This is a genomic window from Amycolatopsis coloradensis, from assembly GCF_001953865.1.
Lineage (GTDB): Bacteria > Actinomycetota > Actinomycetes > Mycobacteriales > Pseudonocardiaceae > Amycolatopsis > Amycolatopsis coloradensis.
Genome location: NZ_MQUQ01000008.1, coordinates 164660 through 184737, shown reverse-complemented (window position 1 = coordinate 184737; position 20078 = coordinate 164660). Strand labels below are relative to the sequence as shown.

Genomic DNA, 20078 nt, shown 5'->3' with positions numbered 1-20078 from the left:
TTCGCCGCCGTCGGCGTCGCCAGCACCATCGCCTACCTCGTGCTTTTCCTGCTGCTGCGGACGTTCACCGGCGCACAGACGGCGAACCTCGTGGCCCTGCTGGTGACGGCGATCGGCAACACCACGCTCAACCGGCGCCTGACCTTCGGCATCCGCGGCCGGAAAGGCTCCGGACTGCACCAATTCCAAGGTCTGATCGTGTTCGGCATCGGGCTCGGGCTCACCAGCGGCGCGCTCGCCTTCGTGCATTCGCTGTCCGCATCGGGGTTGCCGCTCGAGATCACCGCGCTGGTGCTCGCGAACCTCGCGGCCACCGTCGTGCGTTTCCTGTTGCTGCGCGGCTGGGTGTTCCGCTCCCGCCGCCAGCCCGCCATCGAGTCCGCCGTCGAGCGGGAGAGCTGACGGCGGGCCGGGGCGCCGGCGTCACGGCCGTCCGAGTGTCACCAGGGATCACAGTGGCGGGAAGCGAAGGACGCTTTCACTACCTTCAGGGTCAGGGTTCCGGCAAAGTCGTATACCGGCCGATCAGGTGGGGCATCAGGGACTTACGGCCTCGCCCGAAAATCGTGCATATTGCCACGATGGTCTTGTCGTGAAAGCCACTTTCGGGATACCGGACGTCCCGAAAGTGGCTTTCGCGACACGCCACGTTCGCCCGGCAATGCCCGGTCCCGATGCCGAAAACGACGCCAGCCAGCAGCTATATGACTTTGCCGGAACCCTGACCTCGAATCCAGTCTGCGCGCGCGGCGCGTCCGTGAGAGCGGCGGCGGGGGCATGGATGGAGGTAGGCAAGGAGGCCTTCGCGGCCAGATGAACGCGTGTCGCGAGTGGTCATCGCCGAAAAGGCGCTCACTCCGTCTTCGGAGGGAGCGCCTTCCGTCCACCGGGCCGGATCACCAGGTGACCGAGCTGATGCGGCGTACCGCCTCTTCGATCGCCTCCATCCCGGTGCAGACCGTCAAGCGGACGTACCCTTCCCCGCCCGGGCCGAAGCCGGTGGCGGGGATCCCGAGTACGCCGGCGTCTTCCAGCAGGCGCTTCGCGAAGCCGCTGCTGTCGAGGCCCGGCGGGTTTCGCACGAGGCAGTAGAAGGTCGCCTTGGGGCGGAGGACATCGAGTCCGGCGGCCTCCAGACCGTCGCACAAGGTGTGCATGCGGGTCCGGTAGGTCTCGCGCAGCTGCCGAGGGTAGTCGGAGGTGTCGTCGAGGGCGGCGGCCGCCGCGTGCTGCACCGCGCCGAACGTGCCGGAGTCGGTGTTGGTCTTCACCGCCCGCAGCGCCGCCACGATCTCCGCGTTGCCCGCGGCGAACCCGACTCGCCATCCCGGCATGTTGTACGTCTTGGACAGCGAGTGGAACTCGATCCCGCAGTCCATCGCCCCCGGCGACGCCAGAAAGGAAGGAGGCGGTTCGGTGTCGTAGTAGATCTCCGTATAGGCCGCGTCGGAGGCCACCACGAGGTCGTGGGTGCGGGCGAAGCGTGCCAGCTTGTCGAAGAACTCACTGGTGGCGAGTGCGGCCGTCGGGTTGTTCGGGTAGCACACCCAGAACAGCTTCGCGCGGGCCAGGATGTCGAGGGGGATCTCATCGAGGTTCGGCAGGAAACCGTGCTCGGGCCGCAAGGGCACCCGATACACCTCGCCGCCGCAGAAGCGTGCCCAAGTCTCGTAGACCGGGTACGCGGGGTCGGGCACCAGCACCACGTCGCCCGGCTCGATGTAGGCCAGGGTCAGGTGCGCCATCGCCTCCTTGTTCCCCAGCGTCACCAGGACCTCGGTGTCCGGATCCGTGGCCACCCCGAATCTCCGGTCCAGGAAGTTCGCGGCCGCCGTCCGCATCTCGCCGGTGCCGGCGTACGGGGGATAGCGGTGCGACCTGGGGTCCATGACGGCCTGCTGGATGGCGGCCACCACCGGGGGCGGGGTGGGCAGGTCGCTGTCCCCGACCCCGAGCGGTACGGGCGCCACCCCTGAAGATTCGGCCAGCGCTCGTGTGTCGTCGATGAAGGAGAACAGGTAGTCCTTCACCTCGAGCAACCGCTTGGCAGGGCTTGGCATCGAAGTACCTCCGGATCGCCTAGGAATTTGTTGCCGAAGCCGCTCTCCGCGCCACGGCAGGGATCAAGCCGGTCCGGGGACGTCCCGGGGACTGTTCTGGTAGGCGGCGAGTAGCCATTCCCCGCCGGTCTTCACCGCCACCCAGGTGGCACGGATGGCGCGTTCGGGTGCGGGTTCGGTCTCGCCGGAGGCGAGCACGCCGCCCTGGGTGATCAGCACGGCGAGGTCTCCGTCGATACGGAGATCGACCGGCTGCCCGGTGACCCGGGTGCCCTCGAGCTCGTGCGCGAACGCCGCGGTCATGTGGGCGCGGATCGCCTCGGTGCCCTTGCGGTAGACGCCGGGCAGGATCATGGTGCCGTCGGTGGTGAACAGCCGCGCGAAGGCGTCCGCGTCGTGTGCCGCCCACGCCGTGACCAGCCGCCGCGGGATGTCCGTGACCGCGGCCTGGTCCGCGGGAAGATCAGTGGTCGTCATCGTCGTCTCGCTTTCTCGCATCCGGAACTGTCGCGAAACCCGGCGCGGGGGGCCGGGCGGGGAGAGGGCACTGCCCCGCCGGGACAGCGCCCTCGTTCACCGGACCTCGGCAGGGGCCAGCAGTCGCACGGGCAGTGTCTTCCAGCCGTTCATGATGAACGTGCCCTGCGGTTGCAGCTCCTCCGCGTCGAGGGCCAGCGACAGGCCGGGGAACCGCTCGAACAACGCGGGCAACGCGACCTGTGCTTCCAGCCGGGCGAGCGGCGCGCCGAAGCAGAAATGCGTGCCGTAGCCGAAACTGAGGTGGTCCTTGTCGGTGCGGGTGATGTCCCATTCGCCGGCGTTCGCGCCGTGCACTTCCGGGTCGCGGCCGATGGCGGCGTACCCCATGAGAATCGGGTCGCCCTTGGGAATCGTCACCCCTTCGAGTTCGATGTCCTCGACGGCGAACCGCAGCGGCAACATGTTGATAGGTGATTCGGCGCGAAGCGTCTCTTCGATCACGTCGTCCCAGGACGCCCGCCCGTCCTCGACCATCGAACGCTGGTCGGGGTGGGTGAGCAACTTGTGGACGGCGTGTGTGACCAAGTTCATCACCGTTTCCGAACCCGCGCCGAGCGCGACGAACAGCGTGCCGATCAGCTCGTTGTCCGTCATGCCCGTCTCACCGTCCTCCTCGGCGGAGGCGATCAGGTCGGTGGTGAGGTCGTCGCCGGGGTGCCGGCGCTTGGCTTCGAGGAGCTGCTGGAACTGCGCGGTCCAGTCACGGACGTTCGCCTCCGCCTCCTCCGGCGTGATCGAGGAGTCCGTGGTCATTTCCCCGCCGCGCAGGATGGCGGCACGGGACTCTTCGGGGATCCCGAACAGGTCGCAGATGATCGACGCCGGCAGCCGGTAGCAGAACATCCGCTTCAGGTCCACGACCTCGCCGGGCGGGACCGCGGCCAGGTCGTCCAGCAGCTTCGTCACGGTCTTCTCGATGTAGGGCTGCATGGCCCGGACCCGGCGCGGCGTGAACGCCTTGACGACCGGACGCCGCAACCGGGTGTGGTCCGCGCCGTAGGTGGTGGTCATGTTGTCCATGGCCGTCCAGCTCGCCAGCGGCCAGTCCGAGCGGATCTCGCCGTTGATGTAGGCGTCCCAATGCTGGCGGGGATTCTTGGAGACGCGCGGGTCGGTCAGCAGTTTCATGGCGAGATCGTGACCGACGACCGTCCAGGCCCGAATTCCCTGCGGAAGCTCGACCTGCGCTATCGGACCTTGTTCGCGGAGGTGCGCGCCCTCGGCGTGCACGTCCTTTCCGGTGGTGTCCAGAATTACGGGACAACGGCTTTCCATGGAAACCTCTCCAAGGGACGTTCGGCGATGAGGTCGAAACCGACATTACGCATTCACTATCCGTGTGCCACCTCACGATGTGCCTCATCGACTTCGGTTCCCCGGCCTGCTTGAGCGGTGGAAGCCGGAAGGCGTAACGTCGTTCAGCGACGCATTTTCCCGGAGCGGAAAAGTCCGGGTCGCGATTGATCCCGGCCGACCGAAAGGCAGGAACCCTTCGTGGATCCCTTCCGTATCGAGATTCCCCGAGCGGAGCTCGACGATCTGCGGCGCAGGCTCGCCGCCACCCGGTGGCCGTCGAGGCCCATCGCGGAGGACTGGTCTCGCGGAGTTCCGCTCCGCTATCTCAAGGAACTCGCCGACTACTGGCGCACCGGTTACGACTGGCGTGCCGCCGAAGCCCGGATCAACGAGTTTTCCCAGTATCGCACCGAAATCGACGGAGCGACCGTGCATCTGCTGCACGTGCGCTCGCCGGAGCCGCATGCCCTGCCGCTGATCCTCACCCACGGCTGGCCGAGTTCGGTCGTCGAGTTCCTCGACGTCATCGGCCCATTGTCGGACCCGGCGGCGTACGGCGGAGATCCGGCCGATGCCTTCGATCTGGTCATTCCCTCCATTCCGGGATACGGGTTCTCCGGTCCGGACCTGGCGCCCGGCTGGGATATCCGCAGGGTGGGCCGCGCCTGGGCGGAATTGATGAACAGGCTCGGTTACCGGCTTTACGGGGCGCAGGGCGGGGATTTCGGTTCACTGATTTCGCTGGAACTCGGCCGTGTCGATCCCGATCACGTCGTCGGCGTGCATACGAGCATGCTGGTCGCGTTGCCATCCGGTGATCCGGAAGAAGTGGCGGGGTTGAGTCCGGCCGATCAGGTGAAGCTGGATCGGCACGTTCTTTTCGAAACGGAACTCTCGGGTTATTTCAAGCTTCAGGCGACCAGGCCGCAGACGGTTTCCTACGGCTTGACGGATTCCCCGGTCGGACAGCTCGCCTGGATCATCGAGAAGTTCTGGGAATGGACCGACTCGGCGGAAAGCCCGGAGGACGCGGTCAGCCGCGACACCCTGCTCACGAACGCCATGATCTACTGGCTGACCGGGACCGGCGGTTCCTCGGCCCAGCTCTACTACGAGTACCGCCGTCAGCTGACCGGCGGGCCGCCCGATCCGCCGATCACCGTGCCGGTCGGGGTGGCCGTGTTCCCGCACGACATGGTCCTGCCGATCCGACGGCTCGCCGACCGGGACATCAAGACCATCACCCACTGGTCCGAGTTCGAGCGCGGTGGCCATTTCAGCGCGTTGGAGCAGCCTGAGCTGTACGTGGAAGACCTGCGGAAGTTCTTCCGCGGCCTCCGGGACTGACGGCCGGGGAGCGGCTGCCCCGCGACGACGTCGCCGGGCAGCCGCTCCCCGGTCAGCCGAGATGGCGGGCGGTCACGCCGGACGACTGCTCGCGCTCGAGCCAGGACTTCCCGGGAGCAGGCCGCCGCACGGCGTGCCGCAACACCCGGGCGAGCATCCGCGGACGCATGAGCGCCTGAGGCGGGTCGAGGAGCCCGGCCACCCGCATGAAGCCTTCGGTTACCTTGGGGTCCTTCGTCGCGGCGTACTGCAGCCGGGCCATGTAGGCGTTCCCCACCTTGACCTTGATCGAGCGGTGGCCCTCGACGCCGGGGAAGTCCAGATCGCCGTTGACGGACACCTCCCAAGGCATGTCGATGATCCGGCCGATCTCGGTGAAGAACTCGGCGGGCCGTGGACTGCCGCCCCGGCGCAGCTGCCGCCGGAGCGCGGCCGCCTCCATCGCGGCGACGGTCATGCCCTGCCCGTACACGGGGTTGAAGCTGCACACCGCGTCTCCCAGCACGAGCAGCCCGTCCGGGAACGCGGGCAGCAGTTCGTAACGCCGTCGCACACTGGCCGGGAACCGGAAGGTCACCGGGTCGTTCACCGGCTTGGCGCCGATGATCGCGTCGTAGACGTCCGGAATGGGCAGGGATCGGACGAACTCCAGGAATCCCGCCTCGTCCGTGGGCGGATGGTCGCCGAGGATGCCGGTCAGGGAGAGGTTGACCAGGTCGGGACCGCTCCTGCCGAAGAACGCGCCCCTGGGGTGGGCGGGCGACGCGATCGGGTTGATGGACGGGACGCCGCCGAGGATGCCGTCGGTGAGTTCGTACTGCCGGGTGGTGTAGGCGAGCCCGATCTTCACCCTGTCCTCGTCCGGCCTGCGGTAGCCGAACTTCTCCAGCCAGGCGGGGGTGCGAGAACCCCTCCCGGTGGTGTCGACCACCAGATCCGCCGTCAGTGTTTCTTCGCCGGCGCCGCCGTCCCGTGCCTCGATCTTGACCCCGGTGACGCGGGTGCGGTCCCGGCTGGGGACCAGCTCTCGGATGTCGTGACGCTCACGGAAGGTCACGTTGGGCAGCGCGGCGACCTGTCGCCGGACGTGCTCCTCGAGCATCGGCCGGGGCGCCAGCACGGAGATCAGCCCGGTTCGCGCCGGCTTCAGCCGTCGCGCGTTCAGGTACCAGTGCATCTCACCGAGGTCGCAACTGGGCACACCGGCCGCGGCCAGGCCGTCGGTGAGACCGGGGAACAACTCCTCCAGGATCAGGTGCCCACGCGCGTGCAGCGCGTGCGCGTGGATCGTGTGCGGCGCTCCCCGCCGAGGCCGGTCCACGCCGAGCACCTCGTCCCGGTCGACGACCAGGACCTCGGCGTACGATTCCGCCAGCACCCGCGCCGCCAGGATCCCGGCCATGCTGCCGCCCAGCACCACGGCCCGCTTTCCGGTCTGGTTGTTGGTCATGGCTCGTCTCTCCGTCTCGCTCGTTCGGTCGTTCCACGACGCCCGAAAGCACTGGACGTCGACGGCAAACACAGGTCGGGCTGCTCCGCCGCGGCGATAGGCTTCCGGCGGTCTGATTCCTTCGAGCGGACACGCGGATCGGCACGATCGAATCGCCGGGTCCTTCTCGGCGAGGATCGGGAATGGGAGCAAAGGCCGGAGCAGTTCTTCGACCATCTCATCGGACCGACCAGGGTCACGTATCACGAAGTGCCGTGTGCCGGTGCAGTTCGCCGCCCGGTGCGGTAATACCGGCTGGTGGGCACTATTTGAGGTGCACCGGGTTCTCGATCACGACGACAATCTGCGGTATGCCCAGGTCGGCGGAATGGTGGCATCGGCCCGGACCTCGTCGAGCTGAACTCCGTGCCAAATCCTGCCGGGTGGCGCCCCGGCACCGGTGAATCCTGGAGGGTTCAGGCTTATGGCCGATTATCAGTCGAAACCGATCTCGTCAACCTTCGGTGCCCGGATCACGGGGTTGGACCTCGCCGCGCCGATCGATCAGGACACGGTGGACAGCCTGGTCGAAGACCTGATCAAGTACCGGGTCCTCGTGGTTCCCGGTCAGAAGCTGGGGCACGCCGACCACATTCGCGTCAGCCGCCTCTTCGGCCCGCTCGACGTCTACCCGGTGTCGAAGTACGTGGTTCCGGAATATCCCGAGGTGCTGACGATCAGCAATATCTTCGAGAACGGAAGCCCCATCGGCCTTTATGACGGCGACGAACAGGAAGAATGGCATACCGATTATTCCTTCAAGAAAGTGATGAGCAAGGCTTCGATGCTCTATTCGGTGATCGCGCCCGAGGTGGGCGGCGATACGCTCTTCGCCGACACGACGGCGGCCTACGATGAGCTCTCCGACGACCTCAAGAACCGCATCAGGGGATTGCGCGCCGTGCATTCCATGGCGCATCTGGTCGCCGAAGAACTGAAAACCAATCCGCACAAGAAGCCGCTGACGCCGGAAGAACTCGAGCGGACGCCCGACATGGAGCAGCCGCTGGTCCGGGCGCATCCGGTCACCGGGCGCGAATCGCTGCTGCTGGGCAGCATGATCATCAGTGAGATCGTCGGGCTGGACCCGGCGGAGAGCACCGCCCTGCTGGACGAACTCCACGCGCACGCGACCGCGGACCGGTACGTCTACCGCCACCACTGGGAGGTGGGCGACCTGGTCATGTGGGACAACCAGGCCACGATGCACACCCGTACCCCGTGCGACAGCAAGCGTCACCAGCGGCTCCTGTACCGGACCACGGTGATGTAGCGCGACGAGTGCTGGATGAGTGATTCCGTGAGGATCGCGTGAAGTGCAATCCCGCGCAGGAATCCTCCCCTTGACCGTCCATAAAGGACACTAGAATGTCGATTGCCGTATCAACCGGGTCCGCGAGGGTCCCTCAAGGACTCGACATGCTCGGGTGATCGTGACCGTCTCGGTCGCAGACGCCCCTTCGGCGCGAACCAAGGTCGTGAAGGCCTCCTTGCCTACCTTGGTTGTCCGGACTTGACATCGCTGGTCCCCGGAAGTCCTTCCCACTCAGGGGCTCCGCAACCGGTGTGTCCCGTGACGATGTAGGAATGGGGACACTCAACGTCCCAATTCCTACATCGTCAGCCTCACGCGGCGACGAATAGCCGCCTGACCTGCAAGGTCTCGACTTTGCGGGGGCCCTGACCCTGAGGGCAGGCAAGGAGGCGTTCACCACCTTGACGATACGGAGACACGACATCTAATCGGACGGTTCGACTCGAAAAGCGTCCTCTGTAGACAGTCACAGCGGCCCACTGAGCTTCACGTGATTTTCATGGAAAGGAACTTCTGATGGGTGCGAACGCGGCGGACACCGCCGGTCCGAGCGCCGGGCGGCGGGAGTGGATCGGTCTCGTCGTCCTCGCGCTGCCGACCCTGCTGTTGTCGCTGGACTTCAGCGTGATCTACCTTGCCGTTCCGGACCTGAGCGTCGACCTCGGGGCCGACAGCACCCAGCAGTTGTGGATCGCCGACATCTACGGCTTCATGATGGCCGGTTTCCTGGTGACCATGGGCACCGTCGGTGACCGCATCGGGCGGCGCAAGCTGCTGCTGATCGGCGCGGTGCTGTTCGGCGTCGCGTCGATCCTCGCCGCGTTCTCCACCAGCGCCGGGATGCTGATCGTGGCCAGGGCGCTCATGGGGATCAGCGGTGCGACCTTGATGCCGTCGACGCTGGCCCTGATCAGCACGATGTTCAAGAATTCCCGGCAGCTGGGGGTCGCGATCGCCGCGTGGATGGCGTGTTTCATGGGCGGCATGGCGCTGGGGCCGGTGGTCGGCGGTGCGCTGCTGGACAGCTTCTGGTGGGGCTCGGTGTTCCTGCTCGGCGTGCCGGTGATGGTGGTACTCCTCGCGGTCGGGCCGGTGCTGCTGCCGGAGTCCCGTGACCCGGACCCCGGGAAACTGGACCTGGTCAGCGTGGCGTTGTCCCTGCTCGCCGTTCTCCCGTTCGTCTACGGCCTCAAGGAACTCCTCAAGGCGGGCTTCGCCGTCCTCCCGGTCGTGTCGCTCGTGCTGGGCGCCGTCTTCGCGGTCGCCTTCGTGAGCAGGCAGCGGAAGCTCACGGATCCGCTGATGGACCTGAGCCTGTTCCGCGACCGCGCGTTCAGCACCGCGCTGCTGGTCGGCTCGATGATCCCGGCATTGCAGGGTGGCACGTACTTCCTGATCGCCCAGCACCTACAGGACGTCGAGGGCCTTTCACCGATTTCGGCGGGGCTCTGGCTGGCGCCCTCGTCGGCGATCATGATCGGGACCATCCTCGTCGCCCCCGTGCTCGCCCGCCGCGTCCGGCCCGCGTACCTGTTCTGCGCCGGCCTGCTGATCGCGGCGGCGGGATTCGTGGTTCTCACCAGGATCGACGGGCCGGGACAGCTGCTGGAACTCTGGATCGGGTACGCGATCATGGCCCTCGGTGTCGGGTTCCCCGCCGGGCTGGGGACCGCGCTGGTCCTGGGAGCCGCACCGCAGGAGAAGGCGGGTTCCGCCTCGGCCGTGTCCGAGGCGGGCAACGACCTCGGGGTGGCGATGGGGGTGGCCGTGCTCGGCAGCATCTGCACCCTCGTCTACCGCGGCGAGTTCGCCGGCCAGGTACCGGGCGGGTTGCCGCCGTCCGCGACGGCGGCCGCGGACAACCTCGCGGCCGCGGTGCCGGTGGCCGGGCAGCTGCCGTCACCGCAGGGCCCGGAGTTGCTCGCGGCCGCCCGCGCCGCGTTCACCACCGGCCTCAACACCGTCGCGATCATCTGCGGCGCGCTCTTCGTCGCGCTCGCGGTGCTCAGCGTGGTCGCGCTCCGGCACGTCCCGGCGACCGGTACCGAGGCTACCGACACCGAGCCCGCCGATACCGCGGCGGAGCAGTCGTCGCGGCAGCAGTAAAGCCCGCGAGCGAAAGGCCCGGCAGGGAAACCCTGCCGGGCCTTTCGCGTTGCGGGCTCACGTCGTGGGCACCAGCCACGATCCGGTCCGGCGGGCGGCGGTGAAGCTCGCCCACGACGTCAGTTCCACCAGGGAGCGGCCGTTCCCCCCGCCCGCCAGATACATCCCGATGAGCTCGTCGCCGACCTGATGCGGGGAGAGCGCGGTCAGCAAGGCGAGGAGCCCCGCCGTCCGGTCGCCACTGTCCAAACCGGACGTGACCTCCGTCGCCCACGCCCGGCCGAGACCCGGCGGCTCACCGTCCCACTGCCCGGTCACGTCGAGCACGAGTGCCCGGACCCCGCCGGGAACCGAGCGCTCCCCGGCGGTCTCGTACGCCTGGGCAGCACGGGCGTAGGCGGCCGAGATCGTGGTGTTGCCCGCCGCCCACGCCAGGTCGCCGGGCAACTCGGCCTCGGGCAGCAAGGTGAGCGAAGCACCCGGCTGGACGGTGACGCGCGCCGCGGTCCCCATCATCTTGCCGAGCAGCTTCAGCGCGCCGGCGCGGGCGATGCCCGGCACCCCGGGTGGCAGCGGGCTGTCCCGCAGGTACAGGGTCGCCATCCGGTTGATGTACTGGAAGGCGACCGCCGTCCCCGCGTACTCCGGGAGCGCGGCCGCCGGGAACGGCGCGGGCCGTAAGGCCGCGCCGTCCCGCGTCGCCACCGCGCGCGCCCAGTCCTCGAGCGACGCCAGCTCCCTGTCGCGGGCGGGCGCCAGGCCCGCCAGCGTCGCTTGGTGCACGCTGACGCAATAGGGACATTCGTTGCCCGCCGATACGGCGGCGGCCACGGTCTCCTTGCCTGCCCGGCTCGCCACACCGTCCGCGACCAGTACCTCGCGCAGCAGGATCCAGGTCGCCGCGAGCAGGTCCGGTGCGGGGGAGTGCAGTGAGACCGGTGGGGCGATCAGGCCGAAGTCGCGTTCGCACTGGTGGTAGACCGTCCGCACCCGGCCCGTGGCGGCGCCGGGCCGCACGGCCTCGATGTGCTGGATATGGGCTATGGACCGCCGCCCGGCGGTCTTCAGCGGCGTGCTTGCCATCGCTAACGCACCGCCAGATCCGATACCAGCGGCAGCGTGCCTCGGCGCCCCCCGGTCTCACCGAGGGGTGAGGGCGCGCCGTACTTCACGGAGACGCCACGGTCCTTCGCGGCTTGGACGATCCCGGGTATGGCGCGCTCGGCGAGTGCCGCGATGGTCAGCGCGGGGTTGACGGTCAGCGCGCCGGGCACCGCGGAGCCGTCGGTGACGAAGATGCCGGGATGCCCGCGCAACTCGTGCCGGTCGTCCAACGCGGACGTGGCGGGATCGTCGCCGATCCGGCAGGAGGCCAGCGGGTGCACGGTGTACGCGCCGACGACGTCGTTGGTCCACGGCATGATCCTGGCCAGTCCGTCGCGTTCCATCACCGCCTTGACGGCCGCGTCCGAGATCTCCCAGCCGTGCCTGGTGTTCGCGGTCGGCTCGTAGCTGATCGTGCCGCGGCCGAGCATCTGCTGCGAGATCCGGTGGGCGTTGCCGGTCGGCGGTGGCGGGCCGAACACGCCTTCGTTGTCGTCCTCGCTCATGGTGAACGTGGTCAGCCACGACTGCCACTTGCGGACGATCTCCTTTTTCTCCCGCCCGAACCAGCTCGGCCCGGCCGCGCCGGGGACCTGCGCCAGGATCGTGCCGAAACCCGGCGGGAAGTACAGCTGTTCCAACGAGAACCGCGAGTACTCGGGCAGACTGGCGTCCAGGTTGTCCCAGCTCGCCACACACGGGCCCTTGCCGATCTGGTTGGCTTCGTAGGCCCGGCCGTCGCCCCGGTCGAGGCCGAACAGCTCACGGGCCTTGTCCTCGTCGACGATCGCGGTGTTGAGCCGTTCCCCGTTGCCGGAGAAGTAGCGGCCGACCGCGTCCGGCATCCCGCCGAGCGCGGCTTCGGACCGTTGCAGGATCACCGGTGTCGCGCCGGCACCCGCCGCCATGATCACGATCTTGGCGTCGATGACGCCTTCGTCGTGGAGGATCCGGTAATCCTCCGCGTCGACGGTCGAATAATGCACCCGGTAGCCGTGGTCGGTGTGCGAGAGCCGCTGCACTTCGTGCAGGGGCCGGATCTCGGCACCGTGCGCGACCGCGGCAGGCAGGTAGTTGAGCAGCAGTGAGCGTTTGGCGTCGAACCGGCAGCCGGACATCATCCAGTTGCAGTTGGTGCAGCGGTCGACGTCGATGGCGACGGGCACCGGATTGGCCGTGCGGCCGGAGTGGTTGCACGCGGCCGCGAACAGTCCGCCCGCGTAGGTCACCTGGTTCCAGTCCGACATGGACACCGGCAGGGCCTCCGAGACGCGGTCGTACCACGGCTCGAGGGTGTCGCGGGAGATCGACGAGGGCCACATGCGGCGCCCGATCGAGCCGTGGCGGTCGAAGACGAACTTCGGCGCGCGAGGCATGGCGGCGAAGTAGACGACGCTGCCGCCGCCGACACAGTTGCCGCCCAGCAGGCTCATGCCGTCACCGACCACGAAGTCGAAGATCCGGGTGTAGGAGGAGCCGAGCAGGAAGTCGTGCTCGAACTCCTCGCTGCGTACCCACGGTCCGCGTTCGAGCATGACGACCTTGGCGCCGCCGGCGGCCAGGTGGTAGGCGGCGATGGCGCCGCCGAAACCCGTGCCGATCACGAGGACGTCGGTGGATTCCGTGCTGTTCATGCGGGGCTCCCCGAGGCTGTGGTGTCAGGGTGGAGTTCGGCGAACTTCCGCCGGTAGGAGTACGCGGGGAAACGCCAGAGGCCGTCGGCGTCCGGAGGCGCGAAACCGGTGGCGGCCAGTCCCGGATGCCCGGCGGCGAGCGCGTCCGCGGTGTGCATGTGCGCGGCCGTGTCGAAGGCCATGTTGCTGAACAGGGCCAACCCGACCCAGGCCTCCTTCTCGGGGTGTCCCGGCGCGAGCAGTTCGCCGACCAGTTCGGTCCGGTCGTCGAAGGAAAGCGCGACGAAGGGGGGAACCTCGGGGTCCAAAGTGGTCTGGAGGTCGGCCGCGCGGGCCGTCGCGTGTCCATTGAGGACGGTGGTCAACCCGTCCAGCAGGTCGACGAGACCGGCCGCCGGCGTCTCCAGCAGTTCGATCGCTCCCGCCGCCACGGCGCCCTGTCCGGTGGACGCGCCCGCGACCGCCCGGTCGTCCGGCGTGCGTTTCTCCCCGGGGATGATGGTGTCCGCGAACGCTTCGAGCGTCATCGTTCGCCTGCGGTGTTCCGCACTGTCCGATGGCATGACTGTCTCCTCGTAGGCGAGTTTCGGGATGCCGCGATCAGGCGCGGCGGACCGACATCGGGAGCCGGTCACGGATGCGAAGGGAAAGCATCGCTTCCGGGACGACGCGGTACCCGGGGGTTTTGACCAGCTTGAGCGCGCGGGTGACACTCGCGATGACGAAGACCGCTTCGAGCATGCCCAGGCTGTTTCCGACGCAGAAGCGGGGACCGGCGCCGAACGGGATGTAGGCGTACCGGGGCCGGTCGGTCGTGTTCGCCGGGTCGAACCGGCCCGGGTCGAACTTCGACGGCGCGTCCCAGAACGCCGGATGGCGGTGCAGCGTGTACGGACTGACGATCACGTCGGCCCCGGCGGGTACCGCGTAGCCGCCGACCACGTCGGCCTCCTGCGCGATCCGGGGTAGCAGCCACACCGGCGGGTAGAGGCGCATGACCTCTTCCACCACCGCCGCGGTGTAGGTCAGCCGGTGCAGGTCCGCGTAGACCGGCGGCCGGTCGCCCAGCACCTCGACCGCTTCGGCGTGCAGCCGCTCCCACACCTCGGGGTGACGGTCGAGCAGGGCGAATGCCCAGCCGAGTGTGCTCGCCGTCGTCTCGTGCCCAGCCAGCAGCAAGGTGATCAGCTCGTCCCGCGCCCGTTGACCGGCGGTCAGCGGATCGTCGTCTTCGGCGGCGGAAGCGATCAGCCGGGTCAGGACGTCGTCGGAGCCCGGGACCGGACTCCGACGACGTTCCGCCAGCAGCCTGTCGGCGACTCCGCGCAGGTTGTCACGGGCCGCGCGGAACCGGCGCTGTTTGGCCAGTGGCAACCAGGAAGGCACCAGGTTCATCGTCACGGCTTCGAACATCGCCTGGTTCTGCACGGCTTCGAACGAATGCCCCACCGCGTCGAAGCGGCCGAGGTCGGTGTCCAGCAGGGTCCGGCCGAGCACCCCGAGGGTCAGCTGGGTCATCTCCTGCAGGACGTCGACGGGCTCACCGTGTTCGTGTGCCTTGAGCCTGGCCACCAGTTTCCCGGCCTCGTCGGCGACGATGTCCGCCTGCCGGGCGATGCGCTTGTGCTGGAAGACCGGTTGGATGGTCTTGCGCTGTTTGCGCCACAGGTCGCCTTCGCTGGTCAGCAGGCCGTCACCGAGTGCCCGCCGTGATTCCGCCAGGCCGATGCCCTTGTGGTAGTTCGCGCTGTTGTCCGCGAGCACGTGCTTGGCGTAGTCCGGGTGGTTGAACAGGTACATCGCCTTCGGCCCGATGGCGATCCGCACGGCGTCACCGTGCCGCTCCGCCGCCGACGACATCAGTGCGAGCCGGTCGGTGAACAGCATCCTCAGCAGGTTGAGCGTGGCCCGGCGCGGTGGGCCTGGGGGTACCTCGCGCCGGACCACAAGCCTGGTGGTCATGTGCGCACAGCCGGGGAGTCGTCCTTCAGCCGCGCACCGGTCTGTCCGTTGCCGTTGCCGTTGCTACTGCCGTTGCCCGACAGGGCCACGGCCTCGGCTTCTCCCGATCCCGCTTCGCGCAGTTCCGCTTCGCGCTGTGTCCTGGCCTTGTCCACGAAGTGCAGCGACCAGAAGAACAAACCGCGGATCAGGCACACCGCCGCCGTGGCGAAGAAAAGGCCGTAAGCCACGTGAGCGACCATGAAGAAGCCGTAGAGCAGGGCGATGCCGGAGCCGAACGCCACCTGCGACGCGGGTTTCGAGGGAGTGGTGCCGGGGTCGGTGACCATGTAGTTGGTGAAGAGCACGAACGCGACACCGGTCATCATGCCGAGCGCCGCCGGGATGGAGGTGTCGAACAGCCAGCCTCGCACGATCGCTTGCAGGGCGAACGTGGCCAGCCATGCCCCGATCAGCCACATCCGGCCGGTCAACTTCGCGTTGAGGATGGTCCCGGAGATCAGGATGATCGCCACGATCAGCCAGCCGACCCAGGTGTCCACGTTCTCGGTGAAGTGGTAGGGCGGGGCGATGCTCGCCCAGGGGAACAGCAGCAGGATGACGCAGATCCCGAGGTTCGACGGGTTCATGTAGTGCCGCAGCCGCCCGCGTACCGGCGCCCGCAGGATCCATTTCGCACTGACCGCGACCACGACACCGAACACCATCACTTCGATGTGGTCGTTGACGTAGGTCAGCATGTTGAGCGCGAGGCCGGTGATATGGGCCGGGAACAGGAACTCCATCATTCCCTTGGGACCCCCGCCCGCGAAGCGGGCCGCCCGCCCTTCCATCCTCGCGCCGACGAGCTCCAAGACGATTTCGGTGGCGTAGGCGGTGGCCAGCGCGACCAGCGGCCACGACCAGGGTTGTTCGAAGCCCAGCAAGGTGTAGCCGAGGATGTTGAAGATCGTGATCGAGATGGCGAACCGCCGCAGGGCCGTGATCACTTTCGGATCGTGCCGCGGAGCGATGCTCTTGCCGTTCTGGACGCCGTTCTTCGGGTTGGCGTCGGTTGCGTGCTCGGTCATGTCGGTCACCTCATTTCTTCAGGGGTTCGGCTTGCGCGCCGAGCCGCAGGTCGTGCCAGCCCGCGTTCAGCGAGAGGTCCTGCTGCCGCACCTGACCGGTGCGGTCGCGCCATTGCAGGTGGACCTGTACCGGCCCGGACACCTTTTCGCCGAGGCCGATGTGCAGCTCGTGACTGCGCTTGCCGGAGTGACCGCTGCCGCCGTCCACCCGGCCGATGAGCTTGCGCCCGTCCGCGGTGGTGACGGTCGCCTCCGCGCCGATCACCGGTGAGCCGGTGGCGGCGGAAGGTCCGGCCGAGGACGGCGCGTCGTGGGAAAGCCGCAAGCCGAGGAAGGAGCCCGTGTCCGGACTGTCGTTGTGGTAGAACACCGGCGCTTCCCACTGCCGGGCGACGGCGAGGTCGAGGCGGCCGTCACCGTCGGCGTCGCCGGTGGCGATGGCCCGGGTGGGCACCGGTACGGCCAGCCCGAGCTTCGGCGCGAGGTCGGTGTAGCGGCCGTCGGAACCCTTGACGAAGAAGTGCAGCGTCTGGTCGCCGGCGAGGTCGTCGCCCGCCTTGAGATTGGGCCACCACAACGGATTGTCGAGCAGTCCGTCGTTCGCCGTCGCGAGTTCCTGAAGCTGCGGCCAGCGGTTGACCGCGCCCTTGACGAAGCCGGTGGCCTGTGCGATCGCCGGGTCACCGCTGTTGTCGAAGTCGGCGATCTTGACGTCCCAGCCCCAGCCGGACCAGGCGGTCCCCGCTTCCGTGCTGCGGTCGGCGTAGGGTGCCACGCCCTTGCTCATCTCGGCCCGCATCCCGGCGTGGTCCTTGGCGTCGGCCAGGAAATGGAAGTTGCTTTCCTGGATGCCGAACGTGGTGGTGATGTTGCTGACGAACGCGTCGTTGAGGCCGTCGTGATTCAGGTCGCCGAAGTCCACGCCCATGCCCTTGAACGAGTCGTTGCCGAGCCGTTTGGACTTGGGCACCCCCGGGGTGTGCGCCCCGATCACGTCGGTGAAGGCGAACTGGCCGGGCTTGGACTGGTTGTACAGCAAGTGATCCGGACCGAAGTCGTTGCCGATGTAGAGTTCCGGCAACAGATTGCCGTCGAGGTCGGTCGCGCTGGCCGCGAGCGACCAGCCGGTGTTCGCCAGCCCTGGCAGCGCGTTGTCGAAGCTCTTGAAAGTGGCGCTCGGCCGGTCGCCGCCGCTCGCCCCGGTCCAGCGGAACAGGTACTTGCCGCCGCTGTTGTGGGCGTGTGACATCGAGTGGTTCATCGCGACCCCGGTGCTCACGCGGTCGTCGAGCACCGGACCGTCGGGGAAGTAGTTGCCGATGAAGATGTCCTGGTGCCCGTCACCGTCGAAGTCGCCGACCGTGGCGGCGTTGGTGTTCCACAGTGGACCCGTGTAGCGCCCGGCGTCGGAGTTGTCGCCGGGCACCAGTTCGGTGGCCTGGTAGGTGGAGGCGTCGAGCCGGGTGGCGGTGGGCTTGGCGAGGTGGAGGATCGGCGTGCGGCCCCAGTAGTAGGCCAGCAGGTCCATCCGGCCGTCCTCGTTGAAGTCGCCGGGCACGCAGCCCATGGGCGCCATGATGTCGCTCGTCGGCAGGGGTGCCGGGTCCAGTGCGAACGGGGCATAGCGGTCGCTGCCCGCGCCCGGCGTCGGGGTGATCACGACCTGGTCGCTGCGTGGGTCGACCAGGCACAGGTCGTTGGCGCGGCGGTCACCGTCGAGGTCGTTCATCGCGACCGCCGCGCCGACCGAGGAGATCCACGCGCGAATGTGCTCGTAGTCCTTGTTCACCTTGCGGATGCTCTGGTGCTTGGCCGCGGCGGGCAGCGCGATCGTCATCGGGGTGAACGCGTACTTGCTCGCCATGCGGTCCTGATCGGCGGAGGCGGCGACCGGGAGGCGCACCAGCAGGTATCCGATCACCAGCAGCACCACCGCGAGGATGCCGGGTAGCTGCTTGCGCAGCGGGCCGAACGTCGTGGTCATCGGTCAGCACCTTCCGAGAGAGACGAATTGGTCGGCTGTCTGCCGGCGCCAGATCTCGTAGGCGGCGACTCCGGCCTGTGGCTCGGCCGAGCCCGGGCGGGCGCGGACGGTGAGTTCGGCGGCATCGTGCGGGTTCATGCCGCAGAGGATCTCGGTGGCGACGCCGGTGTGCGGGACCACCAGTCCCGCCCGGACGCGGGCTTCGGCGGCGAAGGCGCTGGCCTGCGCGACAAGTGGCCAGTGCTCGCCAGACCGCTTCCGCAGCAGTTGGAGTTCTTCCCTGTCCACGCCGCCCGCGTAGGTGGCCGCGAGGGCCGCTCCGCTGTAGAGGTCTTCGTGCCGCCGTGGCGCGAACCCTTCGATCTGGGTGCAGACCCGTTCGGCGTCCGTGCCGCAGACGAACCACAAAGCCCGTCCGATGCCCTGGTCGAGTACCCGGTCGGCATACGAGGCCGGTTCGTCCGGCCAGGAGAACGCGCTGTCGACGAACTGTTCCCCGACGTACTTGGTGGTGTGGAAGTAGGCCTGGTGGAACCCGTAGCCGTCGAGGAGGAGCCAGCGCAGCAACGGGTCGTACGCGGTGATGTCGGGCCAGAGGAACCGGGGAAGCCTCGCCAGCGCCCACCCCACGCCGATGTAGGCCATGTAGACGTGTTGTGAGCTTCGGGCGGCCAGCGCGTCGAGGACCCGGCGGCCGCTGGTCAGGGGCAACGCGTCCATGACGGCGAAGCCCATCGCCGCGCCTTCGTAGGCGAAACCGCGGAAGCGTGACGGCACCTGTTCCAGTTCGGTCTCCGCCTCGGCGACCGTACGAGCCTCCGCGGCGAATCCGTACCCGGTGAGGAATGTTCTACCCACGGTTTCCAGCAAGTCCTTGCTGGCCGCTGTCTTCACGTGAAATCCGCGTGTTTCGACCTGTGTCGCCTTGACACCTGGTGTCAGGATTTGTCGCCTGAGTGCTCTGAACATGGCGGCCAATGGATTCTCCGCTCGTGGACTGGAATGCGATTCGTTTTTCGGGCAGCATGCTGATTCCGGTGCCGCGGGCACCGGGTCGAGGTTTTCTGCTTTTCGGGTTTTCTACTTTTCGGAACGGGACAGCTTTTCCCGTGGCGTGGCCGGTTCCGCGAACTTGTCACGGATCCCGCGTCGCCAGAGTTCGTAGGCGGGCACGCCGTTCTCGCCGGTGGTGACGGCTGTCGCGCCCGCCACTTCGAGCAGTTCGCCGGGGCCGCGGCCGGTCAAGGCCCTGCTGGCGACTTCGGTGTGCGGCGGGCTGTATCCCGCCAGTGTGCGGGCACTGACCGCGAAGACCGACCCCACCGCCACCGACGCCGCATGGCCGCCGGATGCCTTTCTCAGCGCGATCAGGCCGGATTCAGCGCACCCGCCGGCGAAAGTGGCGGCCAGGCCGACGCCCGACCAGAGATCGGCGTGGCGCGGGTCGGGGAACCTGGTGACGGCGGCCGTCACCGCCTCCGGGGCCCCGCCGTGCATGAACCACAGCGCCCGGCCGATGCCCTGGTCCACCGCGCGGGTGAAGTAGTCCGGCGTCCCCTGCCAGGGATAGGGCTTGGGTACCTCCTGGCGGTCCACCCAGCGTTTCTTGTCGAAGTAGGCGAGATCGAACCCGTAACCGTCGACCGCCAGCCAGCTCATGGCCGGGTGGAACAGCGAGTCGTCCAGTGACGGCAGTACCTTCTTCCACAGCATTCTCGGCAGTTTCGCCATGGCGAAACCGATCCCGATGTAGGCGAGCAGGAGATGCGGTGCCCCCGGCCCCCGGAGGAGGTCGCGGGTGCGGTGCCCGCCGCCCATCGCGTCGAGCACGGTGAACGCCATGGTGGCTCCCTCGTAGGCGAATCCACGCATTTCCGGTTCGATCAGCTCGAGTTTGCGTTCGAGCTCCCACAGGCTTCGCGTGTCTATACCCCATTCGAATCCGCAGACGACCGCCTGCGGTATCGCTTCCAGCCTGCGGACGGCGTCGGAATCCGTCACGTCGAAACCGCGGGTGGCGAAGGAGACTTCACTCAACGCGGGGGTCAGGACGAGTCTGCGCAGTGAACCTGATGTGGTGGGCATGGTTCCTCCTGATAAGCGATCGTGGCTCAAGCGGTCGGTGGCGTCATCTCAAGCCATGCCCGCTTCTTCTTTTGGATTCAATTGTC

16 protein-coding genes are annotated in these 20078 nt (G+C 67.9%); 4 read left to right on the top strand and 12 right to left on the bottom strand.

Annotated elements, in window-relative coordinates; genetic code table 11:
- Positions 1-402 (top strand): GtrA family protein (locus tag BS329_RS44610; RefSeq protein WP_244197186.1); only part of this gene is annotated, 402 nt, incomplete at its 5' end.
- A gap of 494 nt (positions 403-896) precedes the next feature.
- On the opposite strand, the gene BS329_RS16785 is transcribed toward BS329_RS44610, so the two are convergent.
- The 3 genes from BS329_RS16785 to BS329_RS16775 all read right to left on the bottom strand — a co-directional run bounded on the left by BS329_RS16785 (position 897) and on the right by BS329_RS16775 (position 3728).
- The gene (locus tag BS329_RS16785) at positions 897-2060 is read right to left on the bottom strand and encodes an aminotransferase class I/II-fold pyridoxal phosphate-dependent enzyme (RefSeq protein WP_076161778.1); all 1164 of its coding nucleotides are present in this window, start codon (positions 2058-2060) and stop codon (positions 897-899) included.
- A gap of 63 nt (positions 2061-2123) precedes the next feature.
- Positions 2124-2537, bottom strand: coding sequence for an SgcJ/EcaC family oxidoreductase (locus BS329_RS16780; protein WP_076161776.1), 414 nt, complete (start codon positions 2535-2537; stop codon positions 2124-2126).
- A gap of 96 nt (positions 2538-2633) precedes the next feature.
- Positions 2634-3728, bottom strand: coding sequence for a cytochrome P450 family protein (locus BS329_RS16775; protein WP_244197185.1), 1095 nt, complete (start codon positions 3726-3728; stop codon positions 2634-2636).
- A gap of 366 nt (positions 3729-4094) precedes the next feature.
- On the opposite strand from BS329_RS16775, the gene BS329_RS16770 reads away from it, so the two are divergent.
- Positions 4095-5243, top strand: coding sequence for an epoxide hydrolase family protein (locus BS329_RS16770; RefSeq protein WP_076161772.1), 1149 nt, complete (start codon positions 4095-4097; stop codon positions 5241-5243).
- Positions 5244-5295: 52 nt separating this feature from the next.
- On the opposite strand, the gene BS329_RS16765 is transcribed toward BS329_RS16770, so the two are convergent.
- The gene (locus tag BS329_RS16765) at positions 5296-6693 is read right to left on the bottom strand and encodes an FAD-dependent oxidoreductase (RefSeq protein WP_076161770.1); all 1398 of its coding nucleotides are present in this window, start codon (positions 6691-6693) and stop codon (positions 5296-5298) included.
- A gap of 463 nt (positions 6694-7156) precedes the next feature.
- Between BS329_RS16765 and BS329_RS16760 the strand changes: the two genes are divergently transcribed.
- Together BS329_RS16760 and BS329_RS16755 are read left to right on the top strand one after the other, a co-directional pair.
- Entirely contained in the window at positions 7157-8005 is an 849-nt protein-coding gene (locus BS329_RS16760) for a TauD/TfdA dioxygenase family protein (RefSeq protein ID WP_076161768.1), read from the top strand.
- A gap of 558 nt (positions 8006-8563) precedes the next feature.
- Complete coding sequence (locus tag BS329_RS16755; protein ID WP_076161766.1) at positions 8564-10153, top strand: MFS transporter; 1590 nt, start codon at positions 8564-8566, stop codon at positions 10151-10153.
- Positions 10154-10210: 57 nt separating this feature from the next.
- On the opposite strand, the gene BS329_RS16750 is transcribed toward BS329_RS16755, so the two are convergent.
- From BS329_RS16750 to BS329_RS16715, 8 genes are all read right to left on the bottom strand, one after another.
- Positions 10211-11236 (bottom strand): carboxymuconolactone decarboxylase family protein, encoded by a 1026-nt coding sequence (locus tag BS329_RS16750; RefSeq protein WP_076161764.1) that lies wholly within the window; start codon positions 11234-11236, stop codon positions 10211-10213.
- A 2-nt stretch (positions 11237-11238) separates the two neighbouring features.
- On the bottom strand, positions 11239-12891 hold the full coding sequence (locus tag BS329_RS16745; protein ID WP_076161762.1) for a GMC family oxidoreductase N-terminal domain-containing protein: 1653 nt from the start codon (positions 12889-12891) through the stop codon (positions 11239-11241).
- Positions 12888-13454, bottom strand: coding sequence for a DUF5987 family protein (locus BS329_RS16740; protein ID WP_076161890.1), 567 nt, complete (start codon positions 13452-13454; stop codon positions 12888-12890). Before BS329_RS16740 ends, BS329_RS16745 begins: the two co-directional genes overlap by 4 nt.
- Before the next feature lie 37 nt (positions 13455-13491).
- Positions 13492-14853 (bottom strand): cytochrome P450, encoded by a 1362-nt coding sequence (locus BS329_RS16735; RefSeq protein ID WP_076161760.1) that lies wholly within the window; start codon positions 14851-14853, stop codon positions 13492-13494.
- The gene (locus tag BS329_RS16730; RefSeq protein WP_244197183.1) at positions 14850-15923 is read right to left on the bottom strand and encodes an enediyne biosynthesis protein; all 1074 of its coding nucleotides are present in this window, start codon (positions 15921-15923) and stop codon (positions 14850-14852) included. The genes BS329_RS16735 and BS329_RS16730 overlap by 4 nt, the downstream gene beginning before the upstream one ends.
- 10 nt (positions 15924-15933) lie before the next feature.
- Positions 15934-17907: a CRTAC1 family protein gene (locus BS329_RS16725; RefSeq protein WP_076161758.1), complete on the bottom strand. Its 1974-nt coding sequence runs from the start codon at positions 17905-17907 to the stop codon at positions 15934-15936.
- 3 nt (positions 17908-17910) lie between these two features.
- Positions 17911-18876, bottom strand: coding sequence for a DUF1702 family protein (locus tag BS329_RS16720; RefSeq protein WP_076161756.1), 966 nt, complete (start codon positions 18874-18876; stop codon positions 17911-17913).
- Between the two features lie 111 nt (positions 18877-18987).
- Positions 18988-19992, bottom strand: coding sequence for a DUF1702 family protein (locus BS329_RS16715; protein ID WP_076161754.1), 1005 nt, complete (start codon positions 19990-19992; stop codon positions 18988-18990).
- Positions 19993-20078: the final 86 nt, after the last annotated feature.

Coding starts and splice junctions, on each gene's coding strand:
- BS329_RS16785 (WP_076161778.1), bottom strand. CDS start 2,060: ATGCCAAGCCCTGCCAAGCGGTTGCTCGAGGTGAAGGACTACCTGTTC.
- BS329_RS16780 (WP_076161776.1), bottom strand. CDS start 2,537: ATGACGACCACTGATCTTCCCGCGGACCAGGCCGCGGTCACGGACATC.
- BS329_RS16775 (WP_244197185.1), bottom strand. CDS start 3,728: ATGAAACTGCTGACCGACCCGCGCGTCTCCAAGAATCCCCGCCAGCAT.
- BS329_RS16765 (WP_076161770.1), bottom strand. CDS start 6,693: ATGACCAACAACCAGACCGGAAAGCGGGCCGTGGTGCTGGGCGGCAGC.
- BS329_RS16760 (WP_076161768.1), top strand. CDS start 7,157: ATGGCCGATTATCAGTCGAAACCGATCTCGTCAACCTTCGGTGCCCGG.
- BS329_RS16755 (WP_076161766.1), top strand. CDS start 8,564: ATGGGTGCGAACGCGGCGGACACCGCCGGTCCGAGCGCCGGGCGGCGG.
- BS329_RS16750 (WP_076161764.1), bottom strand. CDS start 11,236: ATGGCAAGCACGCCGCTGAAGACCGCCGGGCGGCGGTCCATAGCCCAT.
- BS329_RS16745 (WP_076161762.1), bottom strand. CDS start 12,891: ATGAACAGCACGGAATCCACCGACGTCCTCGTGATCGGCACGGGTTTC.
- BS329_RS16740 (WP_076161890.1), bottom strand. CDS start 13,454: ATGCCATCGGACAGTGCGGAACACCGCAGGCGAACGATGACGCTCGAA.
- BS329_RS16735 (WP_076161760.1), bottom strand. CDS start 14,853: ATGACCACCAGGCTTGTGGTCCGGCGCGAGGTACCCCCAGGCCCACCG.
- BS329_RS16730 (WP_244197183.1), bottom strand. CDS start 15,923: ATGACCGAGCACGCAACCGACGCCAACCCGAAGAACGGCGTCCAGAAC.
- BS329_RS16725 (WP_076161758.1), bottom strand. CDS start 17,907: ATGACCACGACGTTCGGCCCGCTGCGCAAGCAGCTACCCGGCATCCTC.
- BS329_RS16720 (WP_076161756.1), bottom strand. CDS start 18,876: ATGTTCAGAGCACTCAGGCGACAAATCCTGACACCAGGTGTCAAGGCG.
- BS329_RS16715 (WP_076161754.1), bottom strand. CDS start 19,992: ATGCCCACCACATCAGGTTCACTGCGCAGACTCGTCCTGACCCCCGCG.